The organism is Streptomyces lomondensis (genome assembly GCF_014651035.1).
Lineage (GTDB): Bacteria > Actinomycetota > Actinomycetes > Streptomycetales > Streptomycetaceae > Streptomyces > Streptomyces lomondensis.
Genome location: NZ_BMWC01000020.1, coordinates 43,460 through 68,730, shown reverse-complemented (window position 1 = coordinate 68,730; position 25,271 = coordinate 43,460). Strand labels below are relative to the sequence as shown.

Below are 25,271 nucleotides of genomic sequence, written 5' to 3'. Positions count from 1 at the left end.
AGCACCCGTGGTTCCAGGAGTCGCGCAAGGACCCCGACGGCCCCTACGGCGACTACTACGTGTGGGCGGACGACGACAAGCAGTTCCAGGACGCGCGGATCATCTTCGTCGACACCGAGGCCTCGAACTGGACGTACGACCCGGTCCGCAAGCAGTACTACTGGCATCGTTTCTTCTCCCACCAGCCGGACCTCAACTACGAGAACCCGGCCGTGCAGGAGGAGATGATCTCCGCGCTGAAGTTCTGGCTGGACCTGGGCATCGACGGGTTCCGGCTGGACGCGGTGCCGTACCTGTACCAGGAGGAGGGCACCAACTGCGAGAATCTCCCGGCCACGCACGCCTTCCTGAAGCGGGTGCGCAAGGAGATCGACGCGCAGTACCCGGACACCGTGCTGCTGGCGGAGGCCAACCAGTGGCCCGAGGACGTCGTCGACTACTTCGGCGACTATCCGAGCGGCGGCGACGAGTGCCACATGGCCTTCCACTTCCCGGTCATGCCGCGCATCTTCATGGCCGTCCGGCGGGAATCCCGCTACCCGGTCTCCGAGATCCTGGCCAAGACCCCGGCCATCCCCTCGGGCTGCCAGTGGGGCATCTTCCTGCGCAACCACGACGAGCTCACGCTCGAAATGGTCACCGACGAAGAGCGCGACTACATGTGGGCCGAGTACGCCAAGGACCCGCGGATGCGCGCCAACATCGGCATCCGGCGCCGTCTCGCCCCGCTGCTGGACAACGACCGCAACCAGATCGAGCTGTTCACGGCCCTGCTGCTGTCCCTGCCGGGCTCGCCGATCCTGTACTACGGCGACGAGATCGGCATGGGCGACAACATCTGGCTCGGCGACCGGGACGCGGTGCGCACGCCGATGCAGTGGACGCCCGACCGCAACGCGGGCTTCTCCTCGTCCGATCCGGGGCGGCTGTTCCTGCCCACGATCATGGACCCGGTCTACGGCTACCAGGTCACCAACGTCGAGGCGTCCATGGCGTCGCCGTCGTCGCTGCTGCACTGGACGCGCCGCATGATCGAGATCCGCAAGCAGAACCCGGCCTTCGGGCTCGGCTCGTACACGGAGCTGCCGTCGACGAACCCGGCGGTGCTGGCGTTCCTGCGGGAGTACGAGGACGACCTGGTGCTGTGCGTGAACAACTTCTCGCGTTTCGCGCAGCCGACGGAGCTGGATCTGAGCGCCTTCGAGGGGCGGCACCCGGTGGAGCTGTTCGGCGGGGTGCGCTTCCCGGCCATCGGCGAGCTGCCGTACCTGCTGACGCTGGGGGGCCACGGCTTCTACTGGTTCCGGCTCCGCAGGGACGCCATGTGAGGCCTGACAGGCCTGCTGAGGCCTGATGCGCGGGGCAGGACGCAAACCCCCGTGGCGGGGCGTTTCTCCTGCCCCGCCCGGGGCACGCATCAGTAACACCCCGCCCACCCGCGTGAGCCGGAGGGGCGCCCGCCGGCACCGGCTGCAGGCGCCGAGGCGCACCAAGAATGGGTGAAAGGACGCGACGCCATGTCGGAAGCCGTCACACGCACCGTCACCACCCCGCCCGGCCTTCTCGCATCCCTGGACCCGCTGCTGCGGGAGTGGCTGCCGCGGCAGCGCTGGTTCGCGGGCAAGGGACGACCGGTCACCGGGTTCACGCTGGTCGAGGCCACCGAGCTGCTCCCCGGCACGGCCAAGCTGGGCCTGTACCACCTGCTCGTCCGCGCCCACCAGCCGCTCGTGCCGTCCCACGGGGCGCCCGGCCACCCCGGCGACTGCTACCAACTGCTCATAGGCGTGCGCGAGGCGCTGCCGCCTCGGCTGGCGCCCGCGCTCATCGGACATGTGTCGACGGGCCCGCTGGCCGGCCGGACCGTCTACGACGCCCTGCACGACACCAGGCCCGCCGAGCTGCTCCTGGAGGCGCTGCGCACCCAGGCCCGCATCGGCGGGCTCCGCTTCGAGCGGGACCCCGGGCAGGACATCCGGTCCGGGTTGGTGCCGCGGGTGGTGACCGCGGAGCAGTCCAACTCGTCGATCGTCTACGGAGATACGTTCATCCTGAAGCTGTTGCGCCGGATCGTCCCCGGCGTCAATCCGGACCTGGAACTGCCGCTGGCGCTGGCCCGCGAGGGCTGCCCCCGGGTACCCGCGCCGACGGCCTGGATGGTCGCGGACATCCCGCCCACGGCGGACCCGGTCCTCTCCACGGGCCCGGCGGACCTCGCCGGCCAGCCGTACGTCCTCGGGGTGCTCCAGCCGTTCGTGCAGGGCGCCTCCGACGGCTGGGAGCTGGCGCTGCGCGAGCTGGCCAAGGGCGAGGACTTCGGCGCCGAGGCGCGGGCGCTGGGGCGGGCGACCGCCGAGGTGCACACCGCGCTGGCCCGGGCGCTGCCCACGGTCACGCTCGGTCACATGCAGCTCCGGCTGATGGTCGACGGCATGACCGAGCGGCTGGAGGCGGCCGTCCAGGCGGTGCCCGCGCTGCGGCCGTACGCGAACGGGCTGCGGTCGGCGTTCACGGCGCTGCGCGATCTGGCCGCCGAGGGCCGCACCTGGACCGCGCAGCGCGTGCACGGCGATCTGCACCTCGGACAGTGCCTGCGCTCGCCGGCCGGCGACTGGAAACTGATCGACTTCGAGGGCGAGCCGGCCCGGCCGCTGCCCGAGCGACGCATGCCGCAGCCCGCGGTGCGGGACGTGGCCGGCATGCTGCGGTCCTTCGACTACGCGGCACGCTCGGCCGATCCGCCCCAGCCGGACTGGGCCGAGACCTGCCGCTCCGCGTACTGTTCCGGCTACGCGGAGGCCTCCGGCCGCGATCCGCGCACCGACCCGGTGCTGCTGCGCGCCTACGAGACGGACAAGGCGATCTACGAGGTGGTGTACGAGGCCCGGCACCGCCCCGACTGGCTGCCGGTGCCCCTCGCCGCCATAGACCGGCTCGCCTCGTCCGGCCACCTGACCTGACCGACCCACCTTCGCCCAGGAGGCTCCGCCCGTGACCCCCCGCCCTGAGTCCAGCGGTTCGCGTCCCCAGGGGACGGCCGGGGAGAAGATCCCCGAGCAGCCCACGGCCGCCCAGCAGAAGAGTGCCGCGAAGAAGACGGCGGTGCCGAAACAGGCAGCGGCGAAGAAGACAGCGCCCGCGAAGAAGGCCGCCGCCAGGAAGACGCCCTCCGGGCAGTCACCCGCGACCAAGTCCACTGCCAAGAAGGCGACGCCGGCCAAGACGACCGCGAAGAAGGCGGCCGCGAAGAAAGCGTCCGCCAAGAAGACGGCGCCTGAGAAGGCCGTCGCCGAGAAGGCGGCGCCTGAGAAGGCCGCCGTCGCGAAGAAGACCGCTGCCAAGAAGGCCGTCGCGAAGAAGGCGGCCGCGACGAAAGCCACGACCGCGAAGTCCACGACCGCGAAGTCGACGACGGCTAAGTCCACGGCGGCGAAATCCACGACTGCGAAAGCGGCTGCCAAGAAGACGACCGTCAAGAAGACGACGGCCAAGAAGGCCACGGCCACCAAGGCGCCCGCGCAGAAGGCCGCTGCCACCAAGGCCCCCACCAAGAAGGCTCCTGCCAAGAAGGCCCCCGCCAGGAAGGCCGCTGCCGCGCAGGCCGTCCCGCCGGAGATGGAGGTCGCCATCTCGCCCGCCGTCGACGCGGTGGACCGGGAGCGGCTGCTGGAGGGCACGCATCACGCCCCGCACTCCGTGCTCGGCGCCCACCCGGTGCCCGGCGGGATCGCGTTCCGGGCGTTCCGGCCGTACGCCCTTTCGGTGACCGTGGTCGCCGGGGAGCTGCGGGCGGAGCTGCACGCCGACGGGGAGGGGTTCTTCTCCGGGCTGCTGCCGCTGACCGAGGTCCCGGCCTACCGGCTGCTCGTCGAGTACGAGGGGACGGTCCTGGACACCGAGGACGCCTACCGCTTCCTGCCCACGCTGGGCGACCTCGACCTGCACCTGATCGGCGAGGGCCGGCACGAGGAGCTGTGGACGGCGCTGGGCGCGCACCCGATGACCCACCAGGGCGTGACCGGCACCCGCTTCGCGGTGTGGGCGCCGAACGCGCGCGGCGTGCGCGTGGCCGGCACCTTCAACTTCTGGGACGGCACCGGGCACGCCATGCGCTCGCTCGGCTCGTCCGGCGTGTGGGAGCTGTTCCTGCCGGACGTCGGCGAGGGCGAGCTGTACAAGTTCGAGATCACCCGGCCCGACGGTTCGAAGACGATGCGCGCCGACCCGCTGGCCCGCCGCACCGAGGTGCCGCCCGCAACCTCGTCGGTCATCACGTCCTCGGACTACGAGTGGGGCGACGCCGAGTGGCTGGCCCGGCGCGCCGAGGCCCCGGCGCACGAGGCGCCGTTCTCGGTGTACGAGATCCATCTGCCGTCCTGGCGCCCGGGACTGACGTACCGGCAGCTGGCCGAGCAGCTCCCGGGGTACGTGAAGAACCTGGGCTTCACGCACGTCGAGCTGATGCCCGTCGCGGAGCACCCCTTCGGCGGCTCCTGGGGCTACCAGGTCACCGGCTTCTACGCGCCGACGGCCCGGCTGGGCACGCCGGACGACTTCCGGTACCTGGTCGACAAGCTGCACCAGGCCGGGATCGGCGTCCTGATGGACTGGGTGCCCGCGCACTTCCCGCGCGACGACTGGGCGCTGGCCGAGTTCGACGGCCGGCCCCTGTACGAGCACGCGGATCCGCTGCGGGCTGCGCACCCCGACTGGGGCACGCTGGAGTTCGACTACGGGCGCAACGAGGTGCGCAACTTCCTCGTCGCGAACGCCGTGTACTGGTGCGAGGAGTTCCACATCGACGGACTGCGCGTGGACGCCGTGGCGTCGATGCTCTACCTCGACTACTCGCGCGAGCCGGGCCAGTGGACGCCCAACGAGCACGGCGGCCGGGAGAACCTGGACGCGGTGGCGTTCCTCCAGGAGATGAACGCGACGGTGTACCGCAGGGTGCCCGGCGTGGTCACCATCGCCGAGGAGTCCACCGCCTGGGACGGCGTCACCCGGGCCACCCACCACAAGGGCCCGAGCGGCTTCGGCGGGCTCGGGTTCGGGCTGAAGTGGAACATGGGCTGGATGCACGACTCGCTCCAGTACATGAGCCACGAGCCGGTGCACCGCAAGTACCACCACCACGAGATGACGTTCTCGATGGTGTACGCGTACAGCGAGAACTACGTCCTGCCGATCTCCCATGACGAGGTGGTGCACGGCAAGGGCTCCCTGGTGTCGAAGATGCCCGGCGACTGGTGGCAGCAGCGCGCCAACCACCGGGCGTACCTGGGCTTCATGTGGGCCCACCCGGGCAAGCAACTGCTGTTCATGGGGCAGGAGTTCGCCCAGGGCGCCGAGTGGTCCGAGGCGCACGGCCCCGACTGGTGGCTGCTGGACCCGGGCTACGGGGCCGAGGCCGACCACCGGGGCGTCCGCGACCTGGTCCGCGACCTGAACACCGTCTACCGCGCCACCCCGGCGCTGTGGCGGCTCGACACGGACCCGGCCGGCTTCGAGTGGATCGTCGGGGACGCCGCCGACGACAACGTGCTCGCGTTCCTGAGGCTGGACCCGGACGGCAACCCGGTGCTGGCGGTGTCCAACTTCGCGCCGGTCGTCCGCCCGGACTACCGCCTGGGCGTGCCCGAGGACGTGCCCGCCTGGCACGAGGCCGTCAACACCGACGCCGCGCGCTACGGCGGCAGCGACGTCACCCACCCCGACCCGGTCAAGCCCGAGGCCCAGCCCTGGCACGGCCGGCCGGCGAGCATCCGGCTGACCCTGCCGCCGCTCGCCACGGTGTGGCTGCGTCCGGCGTAGGCGGCCTGTGACACGGGCTGTGACGGGAGGAGCGGCTTCCGTCACAGCCCGCCCGGGCCGGGCGTGGCCGCCCGTGCTGGTGGGTCTTGTCAGGGCGTTCAGCCCTGGGCCCGGGACATCAGCCTCTTGAGACCGGCCAGCAGGCCCGTGGCCTGGCCGTGCGGCCGTGCGGGGCGCGGCGGCCGGCTCAGCTCGTAGCGCACCGGCAGCAGCCGCAGGCCCCGCACCACCGGGCCCGTCCGCCACGGCAACTGGTCGGGCGGGAGGGTGAGTTCCACGGTGGCGAGGTGGTCGAGGATGCGGCCCACCGCCTGGTCCACGAGCACGCCGGCGAGTGCGCGCGCGGCCATGGGGCACTGGTGCTGGCCGGCGCCCCAGCCCAGGTGGGAGCGGGCGCTGACGGCCGGGCCGACCAGGCGCGAGGTGCCGAGCGCGAGGAGGTCCTGGTGGGCGGCGGCGGCCGACGGGGAGACGGCGTCCCCGGCCCGGATCCAGTAGTTGCCCAGCGGGACGTCCCGTGCGGCGAAGCGGAAGCACATGTTGGCGACCGGCGGGTTGGCGAGGGCCGCCCGGTCGACCGTCTCGCCCGGTTGTCCCGCCGACAGGCTGCGGCGGACGGTGGCGTTGCCGCGGATGACCTCCAGCAGGGTGTTGAGGACCATGTTGCCGGTGATGTCGTTCAGGTAGACCGCGTTCATGAACAGCTCCCGGCCGAGCTGTTCGTCGGACAGGTGCGGGTCGGCCAGCAGCAGGTACGAGGTGAGGTCGTCGCCGGGGCGGGCCCGGCGGTGGGCGGCGAGCCGGGTGAAGGCCGCCAGGGCCCGGGCGGTGGCGGGCTCGGCGCCCAGGCCGCCGTCGAGCATCCGCCACAGGTCCATGACGAGTTCGTCGCCCAGCTCGACCGGGCAGCCGAACAGCCGGGTGGTGACCATGAGCAGCAGCGGCCGGGTGTACTGGGCGCCCAGGTCGGCGAAGCCGGCCGAGCCGGACTCGGCGGCCAGCAGGGCGACGAGGTCGTCCGCGTACCGGGAGACGGCCGCCCGCAGCTCCCAGCCCTGCGGGCCGCGCGCCTCCTGGAAGGGGCGCAGCGCCGTGTGCAGGGTCTGGCGGGCGGCGCGGTGCTCCTCGTCGTCCATGAACATCGTCTGCCGCACCTCGTACCCGGCCAGCAGCGGCCAGCCGGACGGCAGTTCGCCCTGGGCGCGGGCCCGCCAGTAGCGGATGTCGCGCCGCCACTGGCACTCGCCCCGCAACACGTCGAGGACTTCGCGGTAGCCGAGCACCAGCCACACGGGCACGCCCATCAGCCCGACCGGCGCCACCGGCCCGTGGCGGCTGCGCAGCCGCCGGTACACCGCGCCGGGGTCGGCGTCGAACTCCGCGGTGAGCAGCGGCTCGACGGGCAGGGATCCGAGCACCGGGCTGTCGTCCGGTGCGGCCGCGTAGGGCTGGGCTTCCATACGGCAACGCTTACCGCACCGGACGTGCACAGGCAGTGACTACGACACGACTGTTACCGCTCCTGCACGAAGTGCTCGGCCAGTGCCTTCGGCAGCTCCCCGGTGTGCAGCACGCCCAGCCGCTGGGTGGCCCGGGTCAGGGCCACGTACAGGTCGCTGGTGCCGTACCGGCCGGGCTCGACCACGAGGACGGAGTCGAACTCCAGGCCCTTGGCCTGGCGCGGGTCGAGCAGCACGACCGTCTGGGTGAGGTCGGGTTCGGCGCCCGCCGTGACACCGTCCAGCCGGGCCGCGAGGCCGCGGTGGAGGTCGCGCGGCGCGATCACCGCGAGCCGCCCCTCGGCCGGGGTGAGTTCCCCGACCGCCTTGGCGACGGCGCCCGGGAGGTCGTCGGTGGCGCGTGCCCAGGGGCGTACGCCGGTGGAGCGGACGGAGCTGGGCGGCTCGAACTCCGGGTTCTCGGCGCGGACCACGGCCGCCGCGACGTCCATGATCTCGGCCGGGGTGCGGTAGTTGACGCCCAGCCGGGTGTGCTCCCAGCGGTCCTCCACGTACGGGGCGAGGATGCCCGCCCAGGAGCCGACACCGGCCGCCTCCGCAGTCTGCGCCGGGTCGCCCACCAGGGTCATCGAGCGGGTGGGGCTGCGCCGCATCAGCAGCCGCCACGCCATCGGCGACAGCTCCTGCGCCTCGTCGACGATGATGTGCCCGAACGCCCAGGTGCGGTCGGCCGCGGCCCGTTCGGCGGCGCTGCGGTGGTCGTCCTCCTCGTGCCGCTCGGCGAACCGCTCGGCGTCGATGATGTCGTGCGCGGACAGCACCTCGGAGGACTCGGGGTCGTCCTCCTCCTTGTCCTCGAACTCGTAGGTCCGGGAGGCGTACGAGACGTCCAGCACGCCCTGCGCGTAGGCGATCTGCCGCTCCCGCTCCCGCTCGGCGCGCTCCCGGGCCAGCCGGTCGTCCTCGCCGAGGAGTTCGGCGGCCTCGTCGAGCAGCGGCACGTCCGCGACGGTCCAGCGCCGGGTCACCGGGCGGCGTACGGCGTCGGCGTCCTCGGCGGGCAGGAACTCCTCGGGGGCGGCGAGGAAGTCCGCGACGAGCCGCTGCGGGGTCAGCACCGGCCACAACTGGTCGATGGCGGACCAGACGTCCGGGTTCTCGGCGAGGTCGTCGCGGATCTGGGTGACATCGCTGGGGTCGAGCAGGCTGGACCCGTCGAAGGGGTCGGTGCCGATCCGCTCGGCGTACAGGTCGGTGAGGGCGTTGAGGATGTGGCCCTCGAAGTGCTCGCGGGCGGCGTTGTGCGGCAGCTTGGCGGCGCGGGTGCGCTCGCGGGCGACGTTGACCAGGCCGTCGTCGAGCATGAGGACCTCGCGGTCGTGCTCGATGGCGATCACCGGGTCGGGCAGCGCCTGCCGGCTGCGGACGACCTCGGCGAGGACGTCGGCCATGTCGGCGCGGCCCTTCACGGCGGCGGCCTCGGGCGTGTCGGTCGCGGTCGCCTTGACGCCCGGGAACAGCTCGCCGACGGTCGCGAGGAGCACGCCGGTCTCGCCGAGGGAGGGCAGCACCTCGCCGATGTAGCCGAGGAACGCCGGGTTGGGCCCGACGATCAGCACCGCGCGCTTGGCGAGCAGTTCCCGGTGCTCGTACAGCAGATACGCGGCCCGGTGCAGGGCGACCGCCGTCTTGCCGGTGCCCGGGCCGCCCTCCACCACGAGGACGCCGCGGTGCGGGGCCCGGATGATGCGGTCCTGGTCGGCCTGGATGGTCTGCACGATGTCGCTCATGCGGCCGGTGCGCGCCGAGTTCAGCGCGGCCAGCAGCACGGCGTCGCCCGTCGGGTCCTCGTGGCCGGTGCGGGTCTCGTCGCCCAGGTCGAGGATCTCGTCGTGCAGGTGGGTGACCCTGCGGCCTTCGGTGGCGATGTGGCGGCGGCGCCTGAGGCCCATCGGGGTGTGGCCGGTGGCGAGGTAGAAGGGGCGGGCGACGTCGGCGCGCCAGTCGATCAGGACCGGTGTGCGCTCGGGGTCGTCCCGACGCAGACCGATGCGGCCGATGTGGTGGGTGACGCCCGAGGTGAGGTCGATCCGGCCGAAGCACAGGGAGCCGTCCACCGCGTTCAGCGCGGCGAGCAGCCCGGAGCGCTCGGCGACGAGGATGTCCCGCTCGAGTCTGGCCTGCATGGGGGTGTTGCCCTGCGCGAGCGCGTCCGTGACGGAGGTCTCGGCGTCGCCGCGCAGCGCGTCCACGCGCGCGTACAACCCGTCGATGAATTCCTGTTCCTGCCGCAATTCATCGTCCGGAAATTCGGTGTTTGACAATTCCGCTCCCGCCCGGATATACTGTGCTCACTGAACTTCACCGTGGCTTCAATCGACTTGAAGTCACGAATGAATCAATATACGCGAGGAAATCCCCCGAGCACAATTGCTCGGGGGATTTCCTGTTCTCCGGGCGGGTCGCCTAGAGCACGTCGGCCAGCTCCTCCAGCAGCCGCCGCGGGACACCATGAACGTCGGCATCGACCTGAAGCGTCCTGATCTGCCGCAGCAGCCGCAGATCGCTCTCGTCGTAGTCCCGGTATCCGTTTCCGGTGCGTCGTGCGGGCAGCAGCCCCCGTGCCTCGTAGTACCGCAGCGTCCGCGTCGTGGTCCCGGCCCGTGCGGCCAGCTCGCCGATTCGCATGCGCACGAACGTAATCCTTGACCCCGGTGTCAAGGCAACAGCGGTTTCCGCTCCACCGGGGAGGTCAGCACGATCGACGTGGTGGTGCGGCCCAGTGCGGAGATCTGCTCCAGGACCTCCTCCAGGTGGACGGTGTCCCGGACGGCGACCTTGAGGAACCAGCAGTCCTCCCCGACCACGTGGTGCACCTCGGTGATCTCGGGCCGCTGGATCAGCTCCAGGGTCCTGGGGTGCTTGAGGGTGTAGCCGCCGTGCGGGTCGACCCGGACGAACGCCTGGATGCCGTAGCCGAGCCGGGCCGGCACGACATGGGCGCCGTAGCCGCTGATGACGCCCGCCGCCTCCAGCCGCCGCACCCGTTCGGTGACCGCCGCCGGGCTGAGCCGGACGCGGCGGCCCAGCTCGCTGAGCTTGATCCGGCCGTCGGTCTGGAGCAGTTCGAGGATCTGCCGGTCCAGCGCGTCGAAGGCCACCGGTGTTTCGTTGGCGGGGGCGCGCAGATGCCGTGGTTCTTTCGGCGTGGCGGCCTGAACTCCCATGGTTCCCCCTTCAGGACGTGGATGTGCGCCGGGAGAATTATGGTCATGGAAAAGGCCCTGGAAGTCCTGGTCATCGGCGGGAACCGTTACGTCGGGAAGCGTCTGATCGCACGGCTGCTCGCCGACGGGCACCGCGTCACCGTGCTGAACCGGGGGTCCTCCCCGCCGCCCGCCGGGGTGGCGCGGCTGGTCGCCGACCGGGACGACGAGCGGTCGCTGACCGGCGCGCTGGGCTCCCGCGTCTTCGATGTCGTCGTCGACCAGGTCTGCTACACACCGCGTCAGGCGGCCCTCGCCCGCCGCGTCTTCGCCGGCCGCACCCGCCGTTACGTGATGACCTCGACGGTCGAGGTGTACGAGTTCGAGGACTCCCCCGCCCTCGTGCGCGAGGAGGCTGTCGAGCCATCCACCGTCGCCGTCGATCTCGGCCTGCCGTGGGACGACCCCGCGTTCCTGGAGGCCCACTACGGGGAGGGCAAGCGGCAGGCCGAGGCGGTCCTCGCGGCCGGCCGGGAGTTCCCGTCCACCGCCGTGCGGGTCGCCCATGTGCTGGGCGGGGACGACGACTTCACCGGGCGGTTGGCCCACTACGCCGAGCGGATGCGCACCGGCGAGCCGATCGCCATCCCGGCCGTGAACCGTCCGGCCACGTACGTGTACGTCGAGGAGATCGCCCGCTTCCTGGCCTGGGCGGCGGGCGAGGACTTCACCGGGCCGGTGAACGCCGCCTCCCACGGGGCGCTCACCACCGAGGAGTTGTGCGAGGCGGTGGCCGCGCACGTGCCGGGCGGCCGGGCCGTGTTCCGGCCCGTCGAGGTCGGCGAGGTCTCGCCGTTCTCCTTCCGCCGCTCCTACGGCATGGACAACGCCCGGGCCGCCCGGCTCGGGTTCTCCTTCACCGACGCCCGGCAGTGGCTGCCGCATGCCGTCGCCGAGACGCTCGGGAAGGGCGACTGACGTGCGCTACAGGACACTGGGCGGGGTGCGGGTGAGCGCCGTCGGGCTCGGTGCGATGCCGCTGTCCATCGAGGGCCGGCCGGACGAGGAGCGTGCCCTGGCCACCGTGCACGCCGCGCTCGACGCGGGCGTGACCCTCCTCGACACGGCCGACTCCTACCATCTGCCGGGCGCGGAGCTCGGTCACAACGAACGCCTGGTGGCCCGCGCGTTGGCCGCCTACGGCTCGGACACCTCCGGAGTGCTGGTGGCGACGAAGGGCGGCCGGGGCCGTCCGGCCGGCGGCGACTGGACGGTGAACGGCTCCCCGCGCCATCTCAAGGCCGCCGCCGAGGCGTCCCGCAAGCGGCTCGGTGTGGAGGCGATCGGCCTCTACCAGCTGCACAAGCCGGACCCCGCCGTGCCGTTCGAGGAGTCGGTCGGTGCGCTGCGCGAGCTGCTCGACGCGGGCACGATCCGGCTGGCCGGTGTGTCCAACACGGACGCGGACCAGATCCGTCGGGCGCGGGAGATCCTCGGCGACCGGCTGGTGTCGGTGCAGAACCGGTACTCCCCCGCCGTCCGGGACAGCGAGCCCGAGCTGCGGCTGTGCGCGGACCTGGGGCTGGCGTTCCTGCCGTGGAGCCCGCTGGGCGGGCTGGCCCGCAGCTCCCTCGACGGGCCCTCGCGGACGGAGGGGGCGGAACGCCTCGCCGCCTTCCACGAGGTGGCGGCGGAACGCGGCGTCAGTCCCCAGCGGGTCGGCCTGGCCTGGCTGCTGACGCGCTCCCCGGCCGTCGTCCCGATCCCCGGGGCGAGCCGTCCGGAAACGGCCCGGGACTCGGCCGCCGCGGCGGACCTGCACCTCAGCGCGGAGGAACGGACCCGACTGGACGAGGCCGCCGCACCGGTCCGCGCCTAGGGCGTACCGCCGCTGGTCCCAAGCGTGGTCACCCGGCCGGCCAGCCGGCTCCACGCCGCTGGCCCCAGGCGCGGCCGGCCGCCTCCACGCCGCTGGCCCCAGGCGTCGCGCCCAGCTGGCCGGCCGCCTCCACGCCGGCCTCCTCGTCCCCGGCGCCCCATCCCGCCATACGCCTTCCGTCCGTCAGCGGGCGCCGACGGATTCCGTCTGCCTGCCCTCCTCGGCAGGCTCCGCCGCGGCCTCCCCCTTGCCCGGCAGCAGCAGTGCCACCGCCACCGTGCCGACGCCCAGGAGCACCGCGCCGACCAGGCTGGTGTGCGCGACCGCGTCGGAGAAGGACGCGCCCACCGCGTCGGCCATCTGCCGTGCCGCTCCGGCGAGTTGCCCGGCCTGTTCCTTGAGCTGCTGCGCCTGTTGCGGGTCGCTCGCGCCCGCCGCCTGCTCGGCCAGCTGCCGTGCCTTGTCCCCGATCCCCTGGGCGACGGCGTACCCGGCCCCCACGGAGTCCTGGGCCGTCTCCAGGGAGGAGGCCGGCAGCCCCTTGCCGGCCGTGGCGTCCGCGAGGTGGCCGGAGTAGGAAGTCGCCAGCAGTGAGCCGAGGATGGCGATGCCGAGCGATCCGCCCAGCTCCAGCGACGTGTCGTTCACCGCGCCCCCGACCCCCAGCTCGGACTCCGGGAACGCCCCCATGATCGCGTCCGTGCAGGGCGACAGCGCGAGCCCGATCGCGAGCCCGAGGACGACCAGCGGCGCGACGAAGTCGCCGTACGACGACCCGGAGTCGACCTGGGTGAGCAGCGCCAGGGCGGCCGTACCGCCGACCATCCCGGCCGTCACGGTCCACTTCATGCCGACCCGCGGGGTCAGGTAGCCCGTGAGGGCCGAGCCGACGAAGACGGCACCGGCCAGCGGCAGCATGCGCAGCCCGGTGTCCAGGGCGTCGTAGCCGAGGACGAACTGCAGGTGCTGCGTCAGGTAGTAGAAGGCGCCGAAGACCGCCAGGAAGAACAGCGCGACGGCGAGGTTGGAGCCCGCGAAGCGGCGGTCGGTGAAGCGGCGGACGTCCAGGACGGGGCGCGGGTGGCGCAGCTCCCAGAGCACGAAGACCACGAGCGCGGCGCCCGCGACGACCGCCGCCGTGACCGCCCTGGTGCCCCAGCCGAAGTGCGGACCCTCGATGATCATGTAGATCAGCGCGCCGATCCACACCACCGACAGCAGCCCGCCGCCGTAGTCGATGCGCCCCTGGTGCCCGGCCTTGGACGGCGGTACGAGGACGAACGCGCCGACGATGGCCAGGGCGGCGACGGGGACGTTGATGAGGAACGTCGACGACCAGCCGTGGTGCTCCAGCAGCGCCCCGGCGACGAGCGGCCCGGCGGCGATGGCGAGCCCGGCCGTGGCGGTCCACAGGGTGATCGCCTTGGCGCGCTCGGCCCGCGGGAAGGTCGCGGCGAGCAGGGACAGCGTGGCGGGCATGATCATCGCGGCCCCTGCGCCCATCACGGCACGCGCGGCGATGACCGCCGTGGCGCTGCCGGCGAGGTACCCGGCGACCGCGCCGCCCCCGAACACGACCAGTCCGAGGACGAGCGCGCCCCGGCGGCTGTACTTGTCGCCGATCGCGCCGAGCAGCAGCATCAGCGCGGCGTACGGAACGGTGTAGCCGTCGATGACCCACTGGAGGTCGGCGCTGGACAGGCCCAGGTCCTGGGTCATGTCGGGCGCGGCGACGGTGAGGGCGGTGTTCGCCATCACGATGATCAGCAGGCTCAGGCAGAGCACGAGGAGTGCCCACCAGCGGCGTGCGTAGGGGCGGTCCGTCCTCTCGGCCGGTTCGGTCATGACGAGTCGCATGGCAGGGGTTGCCTTCCTCACCGATTTGCACATGGGTGTGCATTTACACAACGCTGTGCAATCTACGCCGTTGCACACTGCTGTGCAACTCGATGGGGGAAGGGCACAATGGCGTTCATGACCACGGGCACCACCAGCCGCGCCGACGCCAACCGGCGCCGCATCCTCGACGTCGCCCTCGCCGAGCTGCTGCGCGACCCCGACGCCTCCATGGACCAGATCGCCCGCGCCGCGGGCGTCGTACGGCGGACGGTGTACGGGCACTTCCCGAACCGCGAGGCGCTGATCAGCACGCTCGTCGACGAGGCGGTGGCGGCGCTGTCGGCCGCTCACGCGGCGGGGCGCGAGGGCGTGGAGGACCCGGCGGAGTCCGTGGCCCGCTCGGTCCTGGCGGTGTGGGAGCTCGCCGACCGCTACCGGCTGCTGATCGCGCTCGCCCAGCGCACGGTCACCATGCAGGGCATCCGGGAGCGGCTCGCCCCCGTCCGCAAGGAGAGCACCAGGCTGTTGCAGCGCGGCCTGGACGAGGGCGTCTTCAGCTCGCCGCTGCCGGCGCCGGCCCTGGCCTATGTGCACGAGCAGACACTGATCGCCGTGATGGAGGCCGTGAACGACGGCCTGCTGACAGCGGAAGAGGCGGGCCGCTGCGCCGCGGTCACGGTACTGACCACGGCGGGCGTGCCCGCCTCCGGCGCCACCGAGCTGGTGGCGGAGATCGCTGACTGATGTGAGGGAAACAAGGACCGGGCGGCTGAGCGACGGGGGGACACCCAGCCGCCCGGGGTCTCGTGGGGCGGCGCGGCCGTCAGGCCTTGGCCAGCTCCTTCTCGCCGCCCTGCTCGGGCACCTCGACGTGGTCGTCGGAGGCCGGGCCGCCGTGACCGTCGTCCAGCAGCGTCTTCTCGTCGAAGGGCAGCTGACCGGCGAGGACCTGGTTCACGCGCTCCTTGTCGATCTCCTTCGTCCAGGTGCCGATGAGCACGGTGGCCACGGCGTTGCCGGCGAAGTTGGTCAGGGCGCGGGCCTCGCTCATGAAGCGGTCGATGCCGACGATCAGGCCGATGCCGTCCACCAGGGCCGGCTTGTGCGACTGGAGGCCGCCGGCCAGGGTCGCGAGGCCGGCGCCGGTGACACCGGCGGCGCCCTTGGAGGCGACCAGCAGGAAGAGCAGCAGCGGGATCTGCTCGCCGACGGACATCGGGGTGCCCATGGCGTCGGCGATGAACAGCGAGGCCATGGTCATGTAGATCATGGTGCCGTCGAGGTTGAAGGAGTAGCCGGTCGGGACGGTGATGCCGACCACCGGCTTGCTGATGCCCAGGTGCTCCATCTTCGCGATGAGCCGCGGCAGCGCGGACTCGGAGGAGGAGGTGGACAGGATCAGCAGGAACTCACGGCCCAGGTACTTGAACAGCGTGATGATGTTCAGGCCGGAGACCATGCGCAGCAGGACGCCGAGCACGATGAAGACGAAGAGGAAGCAGGTGACGTAGAAGCCGAGCATCAGCACCGCGAGGCTCTTGAGCGCGTCCACGCCCGCGGAGCCGGTGACGGCGGCGATCGCGCCGAAGGCACCGATGGGGGCGGCCCACATCACCATGGCGAGGATGCGGAAGACGAGCCGCTGGATGTGCTCGATACCGCGCAGGATCGGCTGGCCGGCCGAGCCCATGCCCTGGAGCGCGAAGCCGGCGAGCAGGGCGATCAGCAGGGTCTGCAGGACCGACTCGTTGGTGAAGGCCGACACGATCGTGGTCGGGATGATGCCGAGCAGGAACTCGGTGGTGTCCTTGGCCTCGGCGCTGATCTGCGCGTGACCGGCCTCCTTGACCGCGTCGGTCACCGCGAGGCCGGTGCCCGGCTCCAGGATGTTGCCGACGACCAGGCCGATGCCCAGCGCCACCAGCGACATCACCGTGAAGTAGCCCAGGGCGATACCGCCGACGGCACCGACCTTGGCGGCCTTGCGCACCGAGCCGATGCCCAGCACGATCGTGCAGAAGATGATCGGCGAGATCATCATCTTGATCAGGTTGACGAAGCCGGTTCCGATCGGCTTCAGCTCGACGGCGAAGTCCGGCGCGGCCAGTCCTACCGCGATACCGGCGGCGACCGCGATGATCACCGCGATGTAGAGATAGTGCGTGCGGTCCCGCTTGGCTTTGGGTGCGGCAGGTGCCGTATCGGCTGCGCTGGTCACGGCGGCCCTCCTTGACGACGACGTCGGCATCACCGGCGTGCGGCTCACGTCCGGGAAACAGGGAGCGGGGCTCCCGGAGATGCGTATTGGGGAATGCCGTGACTATGTCCTGCTCTGTGAGCGCGGTCACCCTTCCGTTCATTTAGTTCACAATCAGCCAAGGGGCAGACTGACGACATGCGCCTCACCGTCCCCGGTCCCCGCAGCCTGGCGGGCCAGCTCTTCGCCATGCAGGCCGTCCTGATAGCGGTCGTCGTGGCCGGATACGCGCTGTTCACTTATGTCAGCGACCGCAGCCAGGCCGAGGAGGCCGCGAGGCGCCAGGCCAGGGCGGTGGCGCGGTCGGTCGCCGACTCCCCGTCGGTGCTGGCGGCGACCCGCACCCCCGACCCGACCGCCGAGCTCCAGCCGTACGCGCTGAAGGTCATGCGGGACACCGAGGTCGACTTCATCACGATCATGAACCCGCGGGGCATTCGCTGGACGCACCCCGACCCGGACCAGATCGGCCAGACCTTCCAGGGCCACACCGAGAAGGCGCTGCGGGGCCAGACCTTCACCGAGACCTACACCGGCACGCTCGGCCCGTCGGTCCGCGCGGTCACCCCGATCCAGGACGGCCGCAGGGTGGTCGGCCTGGTCAGTGCGGGGATCCGGGTCGAGGAGATCACCCAGCGGGTGCAGGACCAGCTGACGGCCCTGCTCGGCGTCGCGGCCGGCGCGCTGGCCCTGGGCGCGGTCGGCACGTACGTCATCAACGCCCGGCTGCGCCGCCACACCCACGGCATGAACGCCGCCGAGCTGAGCCGGATGCACGACTACCACCAGGCCGCCCTGCACGCCGTTCGCGAGGGGCTGCTGATGCTGGACGGGCAGTACCGTGTGGCGTTGATCAACGACGGAGGGCGGGAGTTGCTCGGCGTGGCCGGGGACGTGGTGGGCAGGTCGGTGGCGGAGCTTGGGCTGCCCGCTCCGCTGACGGGTGCGCTGCTCGCGTCGGAGCCGCGGGTGGACGAGGTGCATCTGACGGCGTCCCGGGTCCTGGTGATCAACACCTCGCCGGTGTCGGGCGGTGAGCGGCGCGGTACGGTCGTCACCCTGCGCGATGTCACCGAACTCCAGTCCCTGATGGGCGAGTTGGACTCCGAGCGGGGCTTCACGCAGGCGCTGCGCTCGCAGGCGCACGAGGCGGCGAACCGGTTGCACACGGTCGTCTCGCTGATCGAGCTGGGCCGGGCGGACGAGGCGGTGGACTTCGCGACGGCCGAACTGGAGCTGGCGCAGGCGCTGACCGATCAGGTCGTGGCGGCGGTGAGCGAGCCGGTGCTGGCGGCGCTGCTGCTGGGCAAGACGGCCCAGGCGAACGAGCGGGGCGTGGAGCTGATGGTGTCGGAGGACAGCCGCCTGGACGACGGACTGCTGCCGGAGTCCCTGCCGGCGCGTGATCTGGTGACCATCCTGGGCAATCTGATCGACAACGCCGTGGACGCGGCGCAGGGCAGCGTGCGGGCGCGGGTGACGGTGGCGGCGTACACCGAGGACGGCACACCGGGCGCCCCGGAGCTGGTCATGCGGGTCTCGGACACGGGCCCGGGCGTGGATCCCGAGCACACCGAGGCGGTCTTCCAGCGGGGCTTCTCGACGAAGCCGGCGGGCCCGGGCGGCCGGGGCCTGGGGCTGGCGCTCGTCCAGCAGGCGGTGCACCGGCACGAGGGGACGCTGTCGGTGGCGGAGGCCGACGGGGGCGGGGCGGAGTTCGAGGTACGGCTGCCGCTGCGGGAGTCCGGCGCGGTCGCCGGGCACGTGACGTCCGGGACCCCGGTGTCCAGAGGCGCTGGAGGCGACGCATGACGAGCAGCGAGCAGGCCATCCGAGTCCTGGTGGTGGAGGACGACCCGGTCGCCGCCGACGCCCACGTCCTGTACGTCGGCCGGGTCCCCGGCTTCGTCGCCGTGGGCAAGGCCCACACGGGCGCGGAGGCCCGCCGCGCCCTGGACCGCACCCCGGTGGACCTCCTCCTGCTCGATCTGCACCTGCCCGATGTGCACGGCCTGCAGCTGGCGCGCTCGCTGCGGGCGGCCGGCCACCACGCGGACGTGATAGCGGTGACGTCGGCCCGCGATCTGGCCGTCGTACGCGAGGGCGTCTCGCTCGGGGTCGTGCAGTACGTCCTGAAGCCGTTCACCTTCGCCACCCTGCGGGACCGGCTGGTGCGGTACGCCGAGTTCCACGCGGCGGTCGGCGAGGCCAGCGGCCAGGACGAGGTGGACCGGGCGCTCGCGGCCCTGCGCGCCCCCGGCCCGGCCGCCCTGCCCAAGGGCCTGAGCGCGCCGACGCTGGAGCGGGTGACGGTGGCCCTGCGGGACAGCGCGGAGGGCCTCACGGCCGCCGGCGTCGCGGAGTCCGTGGGCATCTCCCGCATCACGGCCCGCCGCTACCTGGAGCACCTGGTGGACGCGGGCCGCGCGGCCCGCCGCCCGCAGTACGGCACGGTGGGGCGGCCAGAGCTCCAGTACCGCTGGGTCACGGGCCAGTGACGGTCCATCAGTCATCCGATAGAACCGCCGCACACGCATTGACCTGACTAGACCACTCAACTTAGGTTCACGACGCAGCCGTCCCGGCCACAACGAAGTGCGCCCGCAGGAGGTCGTGCCCGTGCGCCCCACCGCCGCCTTACTCCCTGCTCTCCTCGTCGCAGCCACCCTCACCGCGTGCGGCGGTGGCTCCGGCAGCGACCCGGACACCGTGAAGGTCTCCTTCAAGCAGTCCACGGACAACTCCATCAAGGTGATGGACACCTATCTCGCGGACATCAAGAAGCAGTTCGAGAAGGCCCACCCCGGCAAGAAGGTCGAGCTGGTCCCGATCAAGGCCCCGGACTCGGAGTACTACACCAAGCTCCAGCAGATGCTCCGCTCCCCCAAGACCGCCCCCGACCTGGTCTACGAGGACACGTTCCTCATCAACTCCGACATCACCAGCGGCTACTTGAAGCCCCTCGACCCCTATCTCGCCAAGTGGCCGGACTGGAACCGGTTCATCGACACGGCGAAGGCGGCGGCCAAGGGCGAGGACGGCAAGACGTACGGCGTCCCCGACGGCACGGACACCCGCGGCCTGTGGTTCAGCAAGGACATCTTCGCCAAGGCGGGCCTGCCCGCCGACTGGCAGCCGAAGACCTGGAACGACGTCCTCACCGCCGCCCGCACCATCAAGCGGAAGGTCCCCGGCGTCATCCCGCTCAACGTCTACACGGGCAAGCCGGTCGGCGAGGCGGCCACCATGCAGACGTTCGAGATGCTCCTCTACGGCACGAACGACGGCAGCACGGACCCCCTGTACGACAAGGGCTCCAAGAAGTGGGTCGCCGGCGGCCAGGGCTTCAAGGACGCCCTCTCCTTCGTCGAAACGGTCTACCGGGAGAAACTCGGCCCGGACGTCTCCGACGCCCTCGACCCCAACGTCATGACCCGGGTCCGCGGCGAGTGGCTCCCGCAGGGCAGGCTCGGCATCGCCCTGGACGGCTCCTGGCTCCCGCAGGACTGGCTGCCCGGCAGCGGCCACGAGTGGCCCGAGTGGTCGAGGGAACTGGGCCTGGCGGCCATGCCGACCCAGAACGGCCAGGCGCCCGGCAAGGTGAGCATGTCCGGCGGCTGGACCTGGTCCATCCCGGCCAAGGCGGGCAACCCGGACCTGGCGTTCGAGTTCATCAAGACGATGCAGACCAAGGCCAACGCGCAGAAGTGGTACATCGCCAACTCGGGCATCGCCGTCCGCGAGGACGTCGCCGAGGACCCGGCATACGTCGAGGCCCAGCCCGGCCTCAAGTTCTTCACCGACCTGGTGGCGACGACGCACTACCGCCCCGCCTACCCGGCGTACCCCAAGGTCTCCACGGCCATCCAGGAGGCGATGGAGAGCGTGACCACGGGCGACGCGTCGGTGGACGAGGCGACCAGCGCCTACACGGACGCGCTCAAGGACGCGACCGACAACCAGGTGGTCGAACGGTGAGCGAGGGCCGCCGCGCATGACCGCCACCGCACCGCACGCGCCACTCACCAAGGCCCCGCAGAACGCGCACCCGGCACGCGGCCCCCGCCTGCCGGTGCGGGTCCTGCCCCTGACCCCCGCGGTCGTCCTCCTGCTCCTCTTCCTGGCCGGCCCGATCGCCTACTGCGTCTACATCGCCTTCACCGACCTCCAGCTCACCGGCCAGGCCCAGGAGTCGTTCGTCGGCCTCGGCAACTTCACCCGGGCCTTCGGGGACGAGGCGTTCCTGAACGCCGTCTGGCTGACGCTGGTGTTCACGGTCCTGTCGTCGCTGATCGGCCAGAACACCCTGGGCCTGGCGCTCGCCGCGCTGATGCAGCGCGCCTCGAAACCGGTCCGCACGCTGACCGGCGGCATCGTGGTCACGGCGTGGGTGCTGCCGGAGGTGGTGGCGGGCTTCCTCCTCTACGCCTTCTTCCGCCGCGAGGGCACCCTGAACGCCATCCTGGACTGGCTGCACCTGCCCGCCCAGAACTGGCTGTTCACGCTCCCGATCCTGGCGGTCTCCTTCGCCAACGTCTGGCGCGGCACGGCGTTCTCGATGCTGGTCTACTCGGCCGCGCTGAACGAGATCCCGAAGGAGATCACCGAGGCGGCCGAGGTCGACGGGGCCGGGGGCTGGCGCCGCCTGTGGCACATCACCCTGCCCATGATCCGCCGCTCCATCGGCACGAACCTGATGCTCAACACCCTCCAGACGCTCTCGGTCTTCGGCCTGATCTGGGTGATGACGAGAGGCGGCCCGGGCGGCAGGAGCCAGACGCTGCCGCTCTTCATGTACGAGCAGGCCTTCCAGAACAGCCTGATCGGCTACGGCACGGCGGTGGCCCTGCTGCTCCTCCTGGTCGGCTCCCTCTTCTCCCTCGTCTACCTGCGCCTGCTGCGGACGGAGGTCTGACCCGCCATGGCCCTCACCCTCGCCTCCCGCCGCACGACCCGCCGCCTGGCGGCGGACGCGGGCCTCCTGGTGGTCGCCGCCGCGTTCGTGCTGCCCCTGGCCTGGGTCGTCCTCTCGGCCCTCGACCCGCACGCGAACCTCAGGGTGAAAGCCCCCGACGGCCTCACCCTGGCCAACTTCGACGCGATCCTCACCCCCGAGATCACCTTCACCCCCCTCCTCAACAGCCTGATCCTCTGCGGCAGCGCGACACTGCTGACAGTGGTCTGCGCGGTCCTCGCGGCCTATCCCCTGTCCCGCTTCCACTCCCGCTTCAACCGCCCGTTCCTGCTGACGATCCTCTTCGCCACCAGCCTGCCCATCACGGCGATCATGGTCCCGGTCTACGCGCTCTTCGTCCAGGTGGACCTGATCGACACGATGCACGGCACGATCTTCTTCTTCGCCGCGACCCAACTGCCGTTCGCCATCTGGCTGATGAAGAACTTCATGGACGGCGTCCCGAGGGAACTGGAGGAGGCCGCGTGGACCGACGGGGCTTCCTCCCTCCAGTCCCTCGTCCGTATCGTCCTGCCCCTGATGGGCCCGGGCGTGGGGGTGGTGACGGTCTTCTCCTTCGTCATGATGTGGGGCAACTTCTTCGTCCCCTTCATGCTCCTACTCACGCCCGACCAGATGCCGGCGTCGGTCAGCATCAACGACTTCTTCGGCAACCGGGGGATGGTGGCGTACGGGCAACTGGCGGCGTTCTCCCTCGTCTACTCGACACCGGTGATCCTCCTGTACGTCCTCGTCGCACGGCGTCTGGGCGGAGGCTTCGCGCTGGGCGGGGCGGTCAAGGGCTGACCGGCGTCGATGCCGGGGCACGAAGCGGGCTGGGGCCCGCCCCCACGCGCCCGCACCCGCCGGACGACGCAAGGGGCCGTGTCGGGGGGTGTCCGCCCGCAGCGGTTGGCGCGTCAACGGACAGTCAGTCGGCGTCCGACCCCATCGCGCCGTTCCGAGGACGGACACCCCCCGGCGCGGCCCCGACCCACACCCGACGCGAAGGCGAAGACGCGCACCCCCACCCCACCCGCGCAGGCCGCCGCAGGCATCCCCGCCCCCCCACGGCGTGCTACCGCACCAGACACGGCCGCTTCGCGTCGAACGCCCACCCCGGCACCAGATACCGCATCGCCACCGCGTCGTCCCGCGCCCCCAACGCCTTCTCCCGGTACAGCTCATGCGCCGCCAGCAGCCGGTCCCTGTCGAGTCGCACACCCAGCCCCGGCGCGTCCGGAACAGCGATCTCCCCACCCACGATCCGCAACGGCTCGGCCGTCAGCCGCTCCAGCCCCTCCTGCCAGATCCAGTGCGTGTCCAGCGCGTTGTACTCCCCCGGCGCCGCCGCCCCGCAGTGCGTCACCATCGCCAGCGAGATGTCGAAGTGGTTGTTGGAGTGGCACCCCCACGTCAGCCCCATCGCGTTGCACAACTGCGCCACCCGTACCGACCCCTGCATCGTCCAGAAGTGCGGATCGGCCAGCGGGATCGACACCGACTGGAGAGCCAGCGCGTGGGCCATCTGACGCCAGTCCGTCGCGATCATGTTCGTCGCCGTCGGCAACCCGGTCGCCCGACGGAACTCCGCGAGGACCTCCCGCCCCGAGTAACCCCCCTCCGCCCCACAGGGGTCCTCGGCGTACGCCAGCGTCCCCACCAAGGGCCGGCACAACTCGACCGCCTCCGACAGCGGCCACGCCCCGTTGGGATCCAGCGTGATCCGCGCCTCGGGGAACCGCCGCTTGAGCGCCCGCACGGCCGCGACCTCCTCGGCCCCCTCCAGCACACCCCCCTTGAGCTTGAAATCCCGGAACCCGTACAGCGCGTACGCCGCCTCGGCCTGCCGCACGATCGCCTCCGGCGACAGCGCCTCCTCGTGCCGCACCCGGTACCACTCCACCGAGGAGCCGGGCTCACGGACGTACTCCAGATCGGTCCGGTCGGGATCACCGACGTAGAACAGGTAGCCCAGCACCCGCACGGAGTCCCGCTGTTGCCCGTCCCCCAGCAGCGCCGCCACGGGCACGTCGAGGTGCTGCCCGAGGAGGTCGAGCAGGGCCGACTCGACAGCGGTCACGGTGTGCACCGTGGTCCGCAGGTCGAAGGTCTGCGCACCCCGCCCGCCCGCGTCACGATCGGCGAACCGCTCCCCGATCTCCCGCAGTACCCGCTTGTAGTCCCCCACCTTCGCCCCGACGACCAGCGACTCCGCCTCCCGCAGCGTCCGCGTGATCTTCTCCCCGCCGGGCACCTCGCCCAGCCCGGTCCGCCCCTCGGAGTCGGTGAGGACGACGACGTTGCGGGTGAAGTACGGCCCGTGCGCGCCGGAGAGGTTGAGCTCCATGCTGTCGCGGCCGGCGACGGGATAGACGGCGAACGCCGTGACGGTCGGCTGCTGTCCGATGCTCATCAGTTGCCCCTTCTCGAAGGAATGGTTCACACACCCAGGACGTCGAGAACCCACTCGCCCACCAGCACCCCGCCCAGCCCCAGCACGGCCAGCACCGTCGTGTAGGACGTACGCACCTTGATCGCCTCGACGACGGACAGGTTGAAGTACTCCTTGAACAACCAGAACCCGGGGTCGTTCACATGGGAGAACGCGATGGAGCCGCAGGCCACGGCCAGCACCATCACCTCCGGGTGCACCCCGCTGCCCGCGAGCAGCGGCAGCGCCACCCCGGACGCCGTCACGACGGCCACCGTGGCCGAGCCGAGCGCGATGCGCAGGATGACGGCGACGAGCCAGGCGAGGACGATCGGCGAGATGGACCAGCCGTCCGTGGCGTCCTTGATGTAGTCGGAGATCCCGCCCTCGACGAGCACGTTCTTGAAGGCCCCGCCCGCCCCGATCACCAGCAGGATCATCGCCATCGCCTGGGCCGCCGAGGTGCAGGAGGCGCCCACCTCGCTCAGACTCCGCCCGATCCGCGGCCCGAACGCCCACACCGCCAGACACAGCGTCAGCAGCAGCGCGATCGGCGCCGAGCCGGCGAACGCGACGACGTTCAGCAGCGGGCTCTCCCCGGACGTGGCCATGTCCGTCACCGCGGCGGCCACGATCAGCACCACGGGGAAGAGCGCCACGCACAGCGACCAGCCGAGGCCGGGCATCTCCTCGTCGGTGAACTCCCGCTCGCTGACCAGGCCCTTGGGGATGGACGGCGTCAGCCGCGCGACGAACGGCAGGCGGGGCCAGGTCAGGGCGATGAGCGCCCCGGCGGGCACGGCGATGAACAGGCCGTAGAACAGGGTCAGTCCGACCGAGGCGTGGAAGGTCGCGGCGACCGCGGTGGGCCCGGGGTGCGGAGGGAGGAAGCTGTGCATGGTGGACAGGGCGATGGACATCGGCAGCCCGACCCACAGCAGCTTCGCCCCGGTGACCCTGACCAGGGTGAACGCGATGGGCACGATGATGATGAACGCGACCTCGTAGAACATGGTCACGCCGATCAGCATGGCCGTGACCACCATGGCCACCTGCACCCACCGCGGCCCGAAGGCGTCGAGGAGCTTGCCGGCGATCCGCTGCGCGGCGCCCGAGTCCCCCATCACGCGGCCGACCATGGCACCGAGCCCGATGGTCAGCATGGTGTCGCCGATCTGGTCCCCGATGCCCTCGGAGAGGACGTCCGGGATGGTCGCCACCGGGATGCCGCGGACCAGTGCGACACCGACCGCCACCAGCAGCAGGGCCGCGAAGCCGTTCAGCCTCAGCCTGGTCATGAGGAGCAGCAGGATCAGAACGCTGATCCCGACGACGAGCAGAGGCAAGGCAGTTCCCCTTTGAACCGTGAGCCGGCGAGCGCGCGGCGCTCTCATCCCTGTATGCAGACGACGTCCACGTATGAAGATG

The 25,271-nt window shown here is 71.5% G+C and carries 19 protein-coding genes and 1 pseudogene; 11 read left to right on the top strand and 9 right to left on the bottom strand.

Annotated features, from left to right (window positions below):
• The 3 genes from treS to glgB form a co-directional block, all read left to right on the top strand.
• Positions 1–1,328: maltose alpha-D-glucosyltransferase (gene treS / locus IE255_RS37415; RefSeq protein ID WP_190054894.1), on the top strand; the 1,328-nt coding region annotated here is incomplete at its 5' end.
• 189 nt (positions 1,329–1,517) lie between these two features.
• On the top strand, positions 1,518–2,960 hold the full coding sequence (locus tag IE255_RS37410; protein WP_190054893.1) for a maltokinase N-terminal cap-like domain-containing protein: 1,443 nt from the start codon (positions 1,518–1,520) through the stop codon (positions 2,958–2,960).
• Positions 2,961–2,991: 31 nt separating this feature from the next.
• Complete coding sequence (glgB, locus tag IE255_RS37405) at positions 2,992–5,814, top strand: 1,4-alpha-glucan branching enzyme (protein ID WP_190054892.1); 2,823 nt, start codon at positions 2,992–2,994, stop codon at positions 5,812–5,814.
• Positions 5,815–5,912: 98 nt separating this feature from the next.
• Here the strand turns inward: glgB and IE255_RS37400 are convergent, their stop codons facing one another.
• The 4 genes and pseudogenes from IE255_RS37400 to IE255_RS37385 form a co-directional block, all read right to left on the bottom strand.
• Positions 5,913–7,274 (bottom strand): cytochrome P450 family protein, encoded by a 1,362-nt coding sequence (locus tag IE255_RS37400; RefSeq protein ID WP_190054891.1) that lies wholly within the window; start codon positions 7,272–7,274, stop codon positions 5,913–5,915.
• A gap of 53 nt (positions 7,275–7,327) precedes the next feature.
• Positions 7,328–9,568, bottom strand: a complete 2,241-nt coding sequence (locus tag IE255_RS37395) for a HelD family protein (protein WP_190054896.1) — start codon at positions 9,566–9,568, stop codon at positions 7,328–7,330.
• A gap of 235 nt (positions 9,569–9,803) precedes the next feature.
• Positions 9,804–9,962: pseudogene (locus IE255_RS37390) on the bottom strand (MerR family transcriptional regulator); the annotation flags it as partial.
• 29 nt (positions 9,963–9,991) lie between these two features.
• On the bottom strand, positions 9,992–10,501 hold the full coding sequence (locus IE255_RS37385) for an Lrp/AsnC family transcriptional regulator (RefSeq protein ID WP_229906778.1): 510 nt from the start codon (positions 10,499–10,501) through the stop codon (positions 9,992–9,994).
• Positions 10,502–10,546: 45 nt separating this feature from the next.
• Between IE255_RS37385 and IE255_RS37380 the strand changes: the two genes are divergently transcribed.
• Both IE255_RS37380 and IE255_RS37375 read left to right on the top strand, forming a co-directional pair.
• Positions 10,547–11,458 (top strand): NAD-dependent epimerase/dehydratase family protein, encoded by a 912-nt coding sequence (locus tag IE255_RS37380; RefSeq protein WP_190054890.1) that lies wholly within the window; start codon positions 10,547–10,549, stop codon positions 11,456–11,458.
• Position 11,459: 1 nt separating this feature from the next.
• A complete protein-coding gene (locus IE255_RS37375) occupies positions 11,460–12,359 on the top strand; it encodes an aldo/keto reductase (RefSeq protein ID WP_190054889.1) in 900 nt (299 codons plus the stop codon).
• Between the two features lie 28 nt (positions 12,360–12,387).
• Here the strand turns inward: IE255_RS37375 and IE255_RS37370 are convergent, their stop codons facing one another.
• Positions 12,388–12,528, bottom strand: coding sequence for a hypothetical protein (locus IE255_RS37370; protein ID WP_190054888.1), 141 nt, complete (start codon positions 12,526–12,528; stop codon positions 12,388–12,390).
• A gap of 14 nt (positions 12,529–12,542) precedes the next feature.
• Positions 12,543–14,216 (bottom strand): MFS transporter, encoded by a 1,674-nt coding sequence (locus tag IE255_RS37365; protein ID WP_190054887.1) that lies wholly within the window; start codon positions 14,214–14,216, stop codon positions 12,543–12,545.
• A gap of 108 nt (positions 14,217–14,324) precedes the next feature.
• Between IE255_RS37365 and IE255_RS37360 the strand changes: the two genes are divergently transcribed.
• Positions 14,325–14,942: a TetR/AcrR family transcriptional regulator gene (locus IE255_RS37360; protein ID WP_190054886.1), complete on the top strand. Its 618-nt coding sequence runs from the start codon at positions 14,325–14,327 to the stop codon at positions 14,940–14,942.
• 79 nt (positions 14,943–15,021) lie between these two features.
• Here the strand turns inward: IE255_RS37360 and IE255_RS37355 are convergent, their stop codons facing one another.
• Positions 15,022–16,416, bottom strand: coding sequence for a cation:dicarboxylate symporter family transporter (locus IE255_RS37355; protein ID WP_190054885.1), 1,395 nt, complete (start codon positions 16,414–16,416; stop codon positions 15,022–15,024).
• 177 nt (positions 16,417–16,593) lie between these two features.
• Here IE255_RS37355 and IE255_RS37350 point away from each other — a divergent pair, with 177 nt between their 5' ends.
• The 5 genes from IE255_RS37350 (at position 16,594) to IE255_RS37330 (ending at position 22,216) form a co-directional block, all read left to right on the top strand.
• Complete coding sequence (locus IE255_RS37350) at positions 16,594–18,267, top strand: sensor histidine kinase (protein WP_190054884.1); 1,674 nt, start codon at positions 16,594–16,596, stop codon at positions 18,265–18,267.
• A complete protein-coding gene (locus IE255_RS37345) occupies positions 18,264–18,953 on the top strand; it encodes a response regulator (RefSeq protein ID WP_190054883.1) in 690 nt (229 codons plus the stop codon). Before IE255_RS37350 ends, IE255_RS37345 begins: the two co-directional genes overlap by 4 nt.
• Positions 18,954–19,068: 115 nt before the next feature.
• On the top strand, positions 19,069–20,433 hold the full coding sequence (locus IE255_RS37340; protein WP_229906777.1) for an extracellular solute-binding protein: 1,365 nt from the start codon (positions 19,069–19,071) through the stop codon (positions 20,431–20,433).
• A 16-nt stretch (positions 20,434–20,449) separates the two neighbouring features.
• Positions 20,450–21,370, top strand: coding sequence for a carbohydrate ABC transporter permease (locus IE255_RS37335; protein WP_190054881.1), 921 nt, complete (start codon positions 20,450–20,452; stop codon positions 21,368–21,370).
• A 6-nt stretch (positions 21,371–21,376) separates the two neighbouring features.
• Complete coding sequence (locus IE255_RS37330; protein WP_190054880.1) at positions 21,377–22,216, top strand: carbohydrate ABC transporter permease; 840 nt, start codon at positions 21,377–21,379, stop codon at positions 22,214–22,216.
• 271 nt (positions 22,217–22,487) lie between these two features.
• Here the strand turns inward: IE255_RS37330 and IE255_RS37325 are convergent, their stop codons facing one another.
• Positions 22,488–23,825 (bottom strand): enolase C-terminal domain-like protein, encoded by a 1,338-nt coding sequence (locus IE255_RS37325; protein ID WP_190054879.1) that lies wholly within the window; start codon positions 23,823–23,825, stop codon positions 22,488–22,490.
• 26 nt (positions 23,826–23,851) lie between these two features.
• Positions 23,852–25,189 carry a gluconate:H+ symporter gene (locus tag IE255_RS37320; RefSeq protein WP_190054878.1) on the bottom strand — a complete coding sequence of 446 codons (1,338 nt, stop codon included), beginning with the start codon at positions 25,187–25,189 and terminating at the stop codon, positions 23,852–23,854.
• Positions 25,190–25,271: the final 82 nt, after the last annotated feature.

What these genes read in the sequence shown, in the direction of transcription:
- IE255_RS37410 (WP_190054893.1), top strand. Translation starts at nt 1,518, where the DNA reads ATGTCGGAAGCCGTCACACGCACCGTCACCACCCCGCCCGGCCTTCTC.
- IE255_RS37400 (WP_190054891.1), bottom strand. Translation starts at nt 7,274, where the DNA reads ATGGAAGCCCAGCCCTACGCGGCCGCACCGGACGACAGCCCGGTGCTC.
- IE255_RS37385 (WP_229906778.1), bottom strand. Translation starts at nt 10,501, where the DNA reads ATGGGAGTTCAGGCCGCCACGCCGAAAGAACCACGGCATCTGCGCGCC.
- IE255_RS37380 (WP_190054890.1), top strand. Translation starts at nt 10,547, where the DNA reads ATGGAAAAGGCCCTGGAAGTCCTGGTCATCGGCGGGAACCGTTACGTC.
- IE255_RS37370 (WP_190054888.1), bottom strand. Translation starts at nt 12,528, where the DNA reads ATGGCGGGATGGGGCGCCGGGGACGAGGAGGCCGGCGTGGAGGCGGCC.
- IE255_RS37365 (WP_190054887.1), bottom strand. Translation starts at nt 14,216, where the DNA reads ATGCGACTCGTCATGACCGAACCGGCCGAGAGGACGGACCGCCCCTAC.
- IE255_RS37360 (WP_190054886.1), top strand. Translation starts at nt 14,325, where the DNA reads ATGGCGTTCATGACCACGGGCACCACCAGCCGCGCCGACGCCAACCGG.
- IE255_RS37350 (WP_190054884.1), top strand. Translation starts at nt 16,594, where the DNA reads ATGCGCCTCACCGTCCCCGGTCCCCGCAGCCTGGCGGGCCAGCTCTTC.
- IE255_RS37345 (WP_190054883.1), top strand. Translation starts at nt 18,264, where the DNA reads ATGACGAGCAGCGAGCAGGCCATCCGAGTCCTGGTGGTGGAGGACGAC.
- IE255_RS37335 (WP_190054881.1), top strand. Translation starts at nt 20,450, where the DNA reads ATGACCGCCACCGCACCGCACGCGCCACTCACCAAGGCCCCGCAGAAC.
- IE255_RS37330 (WP_190054880.1), top strand. Translation starts at nt 21,377, where the DNA reads ATGGCCCTCACCCTCGCCTCCCGCCGCACGACCCGCCGCCTGGCGGCG.
- IE255_RS37325 (WP_190054879.1), bottom strand. Translation starts at nt 23,825, where the DNA reads ATGAGCATCGGACAGCAGCCGACCGTCACGGCGTTCGCCGTCTATCCC.